This is a genomic window from Polaromonas sp. P1_G2, assembly GCF_056405515.1.
Map to the genome: position 1 here is coordinate 1 of NZ_JBFUBY010000269.1, position 9,197 is coordinate 9,197.

Below are 9,197 nucleotides of genomic sequence, written 5' to 3' on the forward strand. Positions count from 1 at the left end.
CGCCCACCCTGCTGGTGGACCACAGCGCCACCCTGCGCGCCGTGGAGCAGCAATGGCCCAAGATCAAGTTCCATGCGCTGCGTGAGCACGCCGGGCTGGTGTTCCAGTCCAAGATGTAAGCGATTCACCTCGTCCTACCCAGACGCAAAACGGGCGTCAGAAACTATCCCATGGATAGCGACTGACGCCCGTAGCTTTTTAGGCGTTGATGCTTCGCCGGCTTATTTAGCGTTCAAAAGCTCGCCGACTTCAAGCAGGACCAACTCATTGTCGTCGGCCTTGTTCGGCTCACGGCTGCTGGAAAACGGCAAATTGTTGTCATTGCCGACCACGATGTGCGTCGCGTCCACCACGTCCACGTTTTCAATCGTGAAGAAGGGGAATTTGAGCACGCCCTCGTTCAGCGGCTTGCGCGCCAGCTTTTGCGGGTCGGCGATGTTGAGCAGGTCGATGTAGCCGACCTTGCGCACCGGCCCGCCCACGTTGGCGTCCGTCATCTCGATCTTGTAGATGCGCTTGAATTTCGCGATGTCGTGGAAGCAGTCGGCGCGCTTCTGGCCTTCGGGGCAGGCCTTGTCGGCCGTGCCTTCGCCGTTGTCGCGCTCGATGATCAGGCCCGTGGTGCCGTCGATCATGTTGAAGTCGCCGATGGCGTTGCCGTTGGCCTCCAGCGGGTACATCCATGAACGGCCGCTCCACTTGCCGGCCTGCACGTCGAACTCCAGCACGCGCAAAGCTTCCTTGCCGGCCACACGTTCATAGTCTTTCGCCTCGGCATTCCACACCGGGCCTTCGAGCAGAGCGTACAGCTTGCTGCCGTCCTTTGACGACGCCATGCCTTCGAAGCCCTTGGAACGCTTGATCTGGAAGTCGACCGCGCCGCCGGGCGCGCCAGGTGTGGTGACGGCGGGATGGTCGGGCGAACGCACCACCTTGCCGTCCACCAGGGTCTCGAACACCGCCAGCACCTTGCCCTTGAGGTCGGCCTTGATCAGGAAGGGGCCGAACTCGTCGCCAATCCACAGCGCGCCGCCGGCGAACTGGAAGCTTTCGGTGTCGAAGTCGCTGCCCGTCAGGTAGCGTTTCTTGGTGCCTTCGTGGACGATGCGAAACGGCACTTTTTTGTCCGGGTCATGCAGGAAAACGGTTTCCAGCCTCGTCATGCTGCCGGCCTTGAAGTCCACTTTGTAGTGGTTCAGGTAGAGCATGGCATCGGGTGAGTTCGCCTTGGCGCCGAAGCCGTTGTCGGTGAGGATCCAGAAGGTGCCGTCGGCCATCTTCTTGATACCCGAATGGCCTTGCAGCGGCTGGCCCTTGAAAGGCAGCGAGACACCGGTGGGCCGGCCGGCCGACATGCCCTCCACCGTGCCCAGCGCTTCGGTGCGCTGGCCATTGGTGAACTTCCCGCTGACCTGCAGGTCCTGCGGCGCATCCTTGGGCGCGGCGACAAAGGATCTGGCGGGCATCACGGCATGGCCGGCCAGCGTGGCCGGGAAAGCCGTCTGGGCTTGCAGCGGCGACACCAGCGCGGCAGCGGCCAGCGCCAAGAAGAGGGCTTTGACGGGAGCGCTGAAGGCAGGGCGCCGCGTCGCGGAAAAACGGGAAAAAGGCATGTGCAATCCACTGTTGATGAAAAGCGGATGGTGTGCAACTCGTGTGACGCCCTCATTACAGAAGGCGGAGGGCTGCCCCTCAAGGAAATTTTCGGGACGACGCTGATTTCCGGTTTAAACAGCTGTTCACGGTATAAATTGCCCGAATCGGCCAGCCGTCGGTTGTGGTCACGCCGCTCTTTTGCCATAAGCTATGCCCATGTCCTTCAAAGCAAGCCTGCGTGGCCTCCTCTTCATGCTGCTCTGCGCCATTTTTGGCGCCAGCCATGCGCAGGTGTTTGACCGCCTGTATGAAAACAGCCCCCAGATCACGTTGGCCCAGCCGCTGCAATGGGTCGCCGTACCCAAGGACTCCGTCACCTCGCCCGACGCCTTCAGCAGCGCGGAATCCGGCGCCGAAAAACGCGTCTTCCAGCCCTATACCGACGACACCATCCTGCCGACCTCGGACAAGCAGGAAGTCTGGGCCAGCTTCGCCTTGCCGGTCACCGAGAACCTGCAGACCTGGTACGTCCGGCTGCCCGCCCAGGCGGTCTTCAAGGTCAGCCTTTATGCGCGCGACCCGCAAGGCGGCTGGCAGGTCCACGCCGCGGGCGAGGCGATCGCCCCGGCCTACTGGGCCTTGCGCACCCGCGTCCCGAGCTTCGAACTGCAATCGCGCGCCGACCAGCCGCAGRTCTATTACCTGCGTTTCGAGCACCGCCGGCCCATCACCGAACGGCCCATGCTGCTCACCCCCATCGAATACATAGACGGCGCCTCGCGGGTCGGCGTGGTGATAGGGCTGATGTGGGGCATGTTCAGCGTGCTGGCCCTGCTGTGCCTGGCCGCGTTCAGCCTGTCGCGCAGCAGGGTTTTCCTGTCGTTCGGCGCCGTGGTGGTGACACTGATGTTCACGCAGCTGGTGCTGATCGGCTATGGCGGCTGGCGCATCTGGCCCTACAGCGTGCACCTGAACCAGGTCATGGGCTGGGTTTCGGCCACGGTGACCATGGCTGCGGCCGCCTGGTTCTGCGCCCAGGCCAGCTATGCCCGGGACGGTCATCCGCGCCTGTACCGGATGCTGGCCGCCGTCACGGCGGGCAGCCTGCTCATGGCCTGCGTGATGATGGTCCGCCTGGACTTCGTGCCGCGCGACCTGCGCAACCTGTGGCTGGCGCTGGCCACCATGGCGATACTGGCAAGCCTGGTCTGGATATCCCTGCGCGGCCAGGCCTGGAACCTCCTGTTGCTGCTCGGTGCCGCGCCTATCGGCCTGGCCGCGCTGGCGCGGCTTTCCTACAACGCGGGCTGGGTGCTGAATGTGGAATCGGCGCAGGCCGCGGGCGTGCTGTCGGCCATGGTCGGCCTGCTCTGGGTTTTCGGGGTGCTGGCATGGCGCAGCCGGGCGGCGCTGTTCTCCAACCACCGCGGCGCCACCCTCGCAACCTATGACGCCGCCAGCGGCTTGATGCTGCCGCGCATCATCGAAGCCAGGCTGCCGGCCATGCTGCTGCGCGGCCGCCGGCAGAAGCTGGCCTGCGGCGCGCTGATGCTGCACTGGCTCAACCAGGCCCCCAGCCATGACGAGGTGGGCGACCAAAAGCGCGGCGCCGCACTGTCACGCATCGGTGAGATTCTTCGCCGTGCCGCGCGTGACGTGGACACCGTGGCGCGCTGTGACGAAAACCATTTCCTGGTGCTGGTCGAAGGGCCCGTCAGCCGCGCCGTCCTGTCGGAGGTTTCCACCAAAATCCTGGCGGACTGCATACGCGCCTCCGAAAAATTCGCCGATGCGGGCGCCTTCAGCCTGCACATCGCCATATGGCACGACACGCCTCGCGATCAAACCGCCGCGGATGTGACCGATTCACTCAAGGTACGCCTGCACCACATGGCCTCCGGCACCAAACGGCCGGTGCAGTTTGTCGATTCGCCGCTGGAGCCCGGCAGCGCTGCGGCCGAAGGCGCCAACCGGCGTGAGGACCTGCTGGCCAAGATCAATGCGATTGAAACCTCGCATCCCTCGCTGGCGGGCGAGCGCGGCTCACGCTGAAAGCCCGGTCAACGTTTGGGCAACGGCAAGGCTGTCTTGTACCGAACCTGCTTGAGCGCAAAACTCGAGCGGATTTTTTCAATCCCCGAGATCGGCGACAGCTGCTCGAGGATGAATTTCTCCAGTGCGCCTATGTCGGCCACCGCCACGCGGATCAGGTAATCGCYGTCGCCCGACATCAAATAACACTCCATCACCTGGTCGTGCTCGGCGATGCGCCGCTCAAAGTCGGCCAACGACTCCTTGCTTTGCGTGCGCAGGCTGATGGAGATAAAGACATTGAGGCCCAAACCCAGCGCCGCGGCATTGGCGATCGCCACATAACGATCAATCACACCACCCGCCTCCAGTGCCTTGACGCGGGCCAGGCAAGGCGAGGGGCTCAGGTGCACACGCCGCGACAGCTCCACGTTGGACAGCGAGCCGTCGCGCTGCAATTCATCGAGGATTTTCAAATCAAGGGCGTCAAGCTGCATCATCTGTAAAAATCCATTTCTACGGCATTTTATGCCTCTGAATCGCCTGAAACCCCGATATTGAGGCTACACCTTCCGGGAAAAGCTGCGTACAGTCGTTTCTGCCATGAACGATTCCACCCCCCACCATTTGCTGATGCAGGCCGCAACGCCCGCCGACCCGGACCCACAGGAAACCGCCGAATGGCGTGAAGCCTTTGAGGCGCTGGCCCTGACCCACGGCCCCGCCCGCGCGCGGCACATGCTGGGCGAACTGAGCCGCGTCGCCCGCAAGCAGCGCATAGGCTGGCAGCCCGAGCTGGCCACGCCTTATATGAATACCATCGCYGTGGACGAGCAGCCCGTGTTCCCCGGCGACCTCGCGATGGAAGAGCGCCTGGCTTCGCTGATGCGCTGGAACGCGCTGGCCATGGTGGTGCGCGCCAACCAGGCCGAAACCGGCGGCTCCGCCGAACTCGGCGGCCACATCGCCAGTTACGCCAGCGCAGCCGACCTGTTTGAAACCGGTTTCAACCACTTCTTCCGCGCGCGTGAAGGTGTGGGGGAAGGCCAGCACCGCGGCGACCTGGTGTTCTTCCAGCCGCACAGCGCGCCCGGCGTCTATGCACGAGCCTATCTCGAAGGCCGCCTCAGCGAAAAAGACCTGGGCTTTTACCGCCAGGAACTCAGCGCGCCCGGCCAGGGTGCGCAAGGCCTGTGCAGCTACCCGCACCCCTATTTGATGCCGGACTTCTGGCAGTTCCCCACCGGCTCTATGGGCATAGGCCCCATCAGCTCGATCTACCACGCGCGCTTCATGCGCTACCTCACGCACCGGCGCCTGCTCGACTGCACCGGCCGCAAGGTCTGGGGCGTCTTCGGCGACGGCGAGATGGACGAGCCCGAATCCATGAGCGCGCTGACCCTGGCCGCGCGCGAGGGCCTGGACAACATGGTCTGGGTCGTCAACTGCAACCTGCAGCGCTTGGACGGCCCGGTGCGCGGCAACGGCCGCATCATCGACGAGCTCGAAAAGCTGTTTGCCGGCGCCGGCTGGAACGTCATCAAGCTGGTCTGGGGGAGCGACTGGGACGGCCTGTTCGCGCGCGACCTGACCGGCGCGCTGACCCAGGCCTTCGCGCAAACAGTGGACGGCCAGATGCAGACCTTCGCAGCAAAAGACGGGCGCTTCAACCGCGACAACTTCTTCGGCCAGAACGCCGAACTCGCGCGCCTGGCCCAGGGCATGACCGACGAGCAGATAGACCGCCTCAAACGCGGCGGCCACGACCTCGTGAAAATCCACGCCGCCTACGCCGCGGCCGCGAATCACCAGGGCCAGCCCACCGTGATCCTGGCGCACACCAAAAAAGGCTACGGCATGGGCAGCGCCGGCCAGGGCCGCATGACCACGCACTCGCAAAAAAAGTTTGACGGCGAAGACCTCATCGAATTCCGCAACCGCTTCAACCTGCCCCTCAGTGACGAGCAGGCCAGAAACCTGGCCTTCTACAAACCCGCCGCCGACAGCGCCGAGATGCAGTACATGCACGCCAGGCGCGCGGCGCTGGGCGGCTACCTGCCGCGCCGCGAAACCGACGAGGCACGCACCTTCGGCATGGCCAACCTGTTCAAGCAGGTCGGCATCTATTCCAGCGTGGGCCAGCGCTACGCACCCGAAGACATAGGCTCGGTGCTGAGTTATCGCGAGGCGCTGGACGGCCAGATCCTGGAGGAAGGCATCAGCGAAGCCGGCGCGCTCGCCAGCTGGACGGCCGCCGCCACCAGCTACAGCGTGCACGGCCTGGCCATGCTGCCCTTCTATATCTATTACTCCATGTTCGGCTTCCAGCGCGTGGGCGACCAGATCTGGGCCGCCGCCGACCAGCGCGCACGCGGCTTCCTGCTGGGCGCCACCTCAGGCCGCACCACCCTGGGCGGTGAAGGCCTGCAGCACCAGGACGGCAGCAGCCACCTGATCGCCGCCACCATCCCCAACTGCAAAGCCTATGACCCGGCCTTCGCCGGCGAACTCGCCGTGRTCCTGGACCGCGGCATGCGGGAAATGATGGTCGAGCAAAAAGACGTGTTTTATTACGTCACGCTGATGAACGAGAACTACGCCCAGCCCGACTTGCGACCCGGCGCCGAAGCCGACATCATCCGCGGCTGCTATCGCTTCGACAGTTTCCTGCCCGCCGGCAAGAAGGCCGCCGGCGAAGTGACGCTGATGGGCTCGGGCGCCATCCTTACCGAAGTCATCAAGGCCGCGCAACAGCTCGCGCAGCAGGGCATCGCCGCCACGGTGTACAGCGTGACCAGCTGGAGCGAACTCGCGCGCGACGGCGCGGCCAACCAGCAAGCGGCTCTCAGCGGCGAAGCGCACGCTGAGACCTTCGTCGCGCAGAAGTTGAAGGCCAGCACCGGCCCCATCATCGCCGCCACAGATTACGTGCGCGCCGTTCCCGAAAGCATCCGCGCCTTCCTGCCCGAAGGCCGGCGCTACCTGACGCTGGGCACCGACGGCTTCGGCCGCAGCGACACACGCGCCGCGCTGCGGGAGTTTTTCAGCGTCGATGCGCAAAGCATCGCCAAGGCCGCGCTGCACCTGCTCAAGCCCGCCTGAGCGGCCTCTCCTGAGTCCCAAACCCGGCGGGGCTTGCTTCGCCCGGGAGCGGACAAGCCTCGCGCATTCCACACTTGCCTGCACCTCCCAGCTGAGGTGACCGGCAATGCCGGCTTCGCCACGCGCGTGCCCGCAAGACACGCCCTCTTTTTCCCCAAGCATCCTTTTCGTTGCCGCGCAAGCCGACACCTGCGGGTAATGCGTCTTTTCGACGCATCACAAGGCTCATCGACATAAAACCAAAGAAGTAAAAACATCACACAAAGATTGTCCGTACAAAGACGATCTCTCACTTCTTCGAGGGATGCGCTCATTAAGCTTCACAACATTCCGTATCGCAACTATTACGACTCCTTACTGATTTCCCCCTGCAACAACATGAATTGCAAGCACGCCGCGCCCAGCACAATGGAGGCCTCTCACGCCACCATGCTGCGCACGGCAGGCCTCCCGCGCGAAGCCGGACGATTCGCAAACCACGTTCTTCACATCGCACCCGGCCCGCGTGCCAGTGGCCAATTCAAGCATCGCTCCCGCCTGCTCATCCGCATGACGCTTTTCGCGCTGATGGGTTGCGCCTTGCCTTGCGGCGCGGTCAACCTCGGCGACGCCACGCTGCTTTCCGGCCCGGCGCAGCCGCTACGCGTGGAGATTGAGCTGGCATCCGAGATCCAGCCCGGCCTGCAGGTGAAGCTCGCCTCCGAGCAGGCATTCCGCGAGAACGGCATCGCCTACCCGGCATGGCTGGGCAATGCGCAAGTCTCCTTGTTGCAAGTGCAAGGCTTACGCCGGCGCGCCGCGCTACTCCTGCAGGCCCCCCAAGCGGCGCAGACGCAGCTGCTTGAGCTGGTACTGGAATTTTCATGGCCCACGGGCAGCTCACAGCAGCCTTATGTATTGCTGCTGGATGACGCGAGCAATTCCAGGCAGCCCGCCCCTCAGTTTTCTTCTCCCGCCCCGGTAGTGATGGCCGAGGTTGCGGAACTCCCCACCGCAGCGCAAACGCAAACAGAAGCCCCGGAGCCCCTCGCCGAAAGCGTCAAACCCGCACCGACAGTCAAGCCAAGGGCGATACCGGGCATGCGGACTGAAGCARCGCGCCCAGCCGTCAAAAAAAGCGAGCATGCGGGAGTGGTTTCAACGCGCCGCTCCGCACCCGCTGCCAGGCCGGCGCAAGACCGCCTGCGGCTCGCCAAGGCCAAATCGGATCAGGCTGACCGCATCGCGCAACAGCGCCGCGAGGCCGACCAGCAGGCGCGCATGCAGGAGCTGGAGCACAACGCGCGGCAAATTCGCGATCTGGCCGACCAGGCCGCGGCCGCTGCGCCGCCGGCGCCTCTGCCGGAAACCCCGGCATCCGCCACGGCAACCGCACCCGTTCCATCAGCTGTGGTGTCGGCGCCCAAAGCCGCAAGCCTGCCGCCCATGCAGCCCACCCGCCGTGACGGCCATGCATCCATCTGGCTTTGGGTGCTTGCGGGGTTAGCTGTGCCACTGTCCATCTTCGGGGCCCTGCGTTTCAGGCGCGCCCGGCGCCGCCCCCAGTTCACCGACAGCGTAGGCGCCGCGGGCTCCGTCTTCGAACTCACCCCGGCCGAAGCCGAACGCGCCTACGGTGACTACATGCAGCAACGGAAAGCGCCGGCGCCGGCAGATACATCCCAGTTGGACGAAGCCCGCGCCCTGCTGGCCCTCGGCCACCTGGCCGACGCGCAACAGCTGCTGGACACCCAGCTCCGCCAAAACCCGCGCAGCCACGAGGCCTGGTTCCTGCTGGCGCGCGTGCTGTACACCAGGGGCGACAGCGCCGGCTTCGCGCAGCGCATACACCTCTTGCGCGAGCTGACCGGCGAAAAAGGAGAACTCTGGGACCGTGTTCTGGTTCTAGGCCATGAACTGGACCCCGGCAATCCGCTCTACCAGTCCGCGGTGCTCCAGGCCCAACCGCAAGAGCCCCCCATTGCGCCCACAACGCAAGCAGCGCCGCCAGCCGCTCACAAACTGCCCGTATCCACCGCCAGCAGCGCCGTCGACGACGCATTGCGCATGGCCACGGCTTATGGAGTACGCACGGCATGAACTGCGCATCCGTAGCGTCCATCTCAAACGTTCGACCGGCGCGGTCATCGTCCGGGCCCGATCACCGCTTTTGCTTTCCCGTCAGTCCCCTCGTCATCGCAAACATCCACAGGAGCCAAGCATCATGAAACGTCCATTGCCTTCACGCCGCCAACGCGGCTTCACCCTCGTCGAAATCGCCATTGTGCTGATGATCGTCGGCCTGCTGATAGGCGGCATCCTGCGCGGCCAGGAACTGATCCAGTCGGCGCGCGTGCGCAACATCATCGACCAGAAGTCTGGCATCCAGACGGCTTACATCGGGTTTATGGACCGCTACCGCATGCTGCCAGGTGACTTGACGGCGACCCAAGCCACGACCGTCGGAAACGGCGTGCTGTGGTCTGGGG

Annotated in this window: 6 protein-coding genes; 4 read left to right on the top strand and 2 right to left on the bottom strand. The window is 64.5% G+C overall.

The features are described 5' to 3' along the window. Nucleotides 1-221: 221 nt before the first annotated feature. Nucleotides 222-1,613: an esterase-like activity of phytase family protein gene (locus AC1D0P_RS20945; protein ID WP_477678512.1), complete on the bottom strand. Its 1,392-nt coding sequence runs from the start codon at nt 1,611-1,613 to the stop codon at nt 222-224. A gap of 199 nt (nt 1,614-1,812) precedes the next feature. Here AC1D0P_RS20945 and AC1D0P_RS20950 point away from each other — a divergent pair, with 199 nt between their 5' ends. After that, entirely contained in the window at nt 1,813-3,648 is a 1,836-nt protein-coding gene (locus AC1D0P_RS20950; protein ID WP_477678513.1) for a 7TM diverse intracellular signaling domain-containing protein, read from the top strand. An 8-nt stretch (nt 3,649-3,656) separates the two neighbouring features. Here AC1D0P_RS20950 and AC1D0P_RS20955 read toward each other — a convergent pair whose 3' ends face one another. Continuing rightward, entirely contained in the window at nt 3,657-4,124 is a 468-nt protein-coding gene (locus tag AC1D0P_RS20955; RefSeq protein ID WP_477678517.1) for an Lrp/AsnC family transcriptional regulator, read from the bottom strand. Between the two features lie 106 nt (nt 4,125-4,230). Here AC1D0P_RS20955 and AC1D0P_RS20960 point away from each other — a divergent pair, with 106 nt between their 5' ends. The 3 genes from AC1D0P_RS20960 to AC1D0P_RS20970 all read left to right on the top strand — a co-directional run. Then, nucleotides 4,231-6,729, top strand: a complete 2,499-nt coding sequence (locus AC1D0P_RS20960) for a transketolase-like TK C-terminal-containing protein (protein ID WP_477678514.1) — start codon at nt 4,231-4,233, stop codon at nt 6,727-6,729. Nucleotides 6,730-7,278: 549 nt separating this feature from the next. Beyond that, the gene (locus tag AC1D0P_RS20965; protein ID WP_477678515.1) at nt 7,279-8,808 is read left to right on the top strand and encodes a type IV pilus assembly protein FimV; all 1,530 of its coding nucleotides are present in this window, start codon (nt 7,279-7,281) and stop codon (nt 8,806-8,808) included. Between the two features lie 124 nt (nt 8,809-8,932). After that, the coding region (locus AC1D0P_RS20970) for a type II secretion system protein (RefSeq protein WP_477678516.1) at nt 8,933-9,197 on the top strand (265 nt) is incomplete at its 3' end.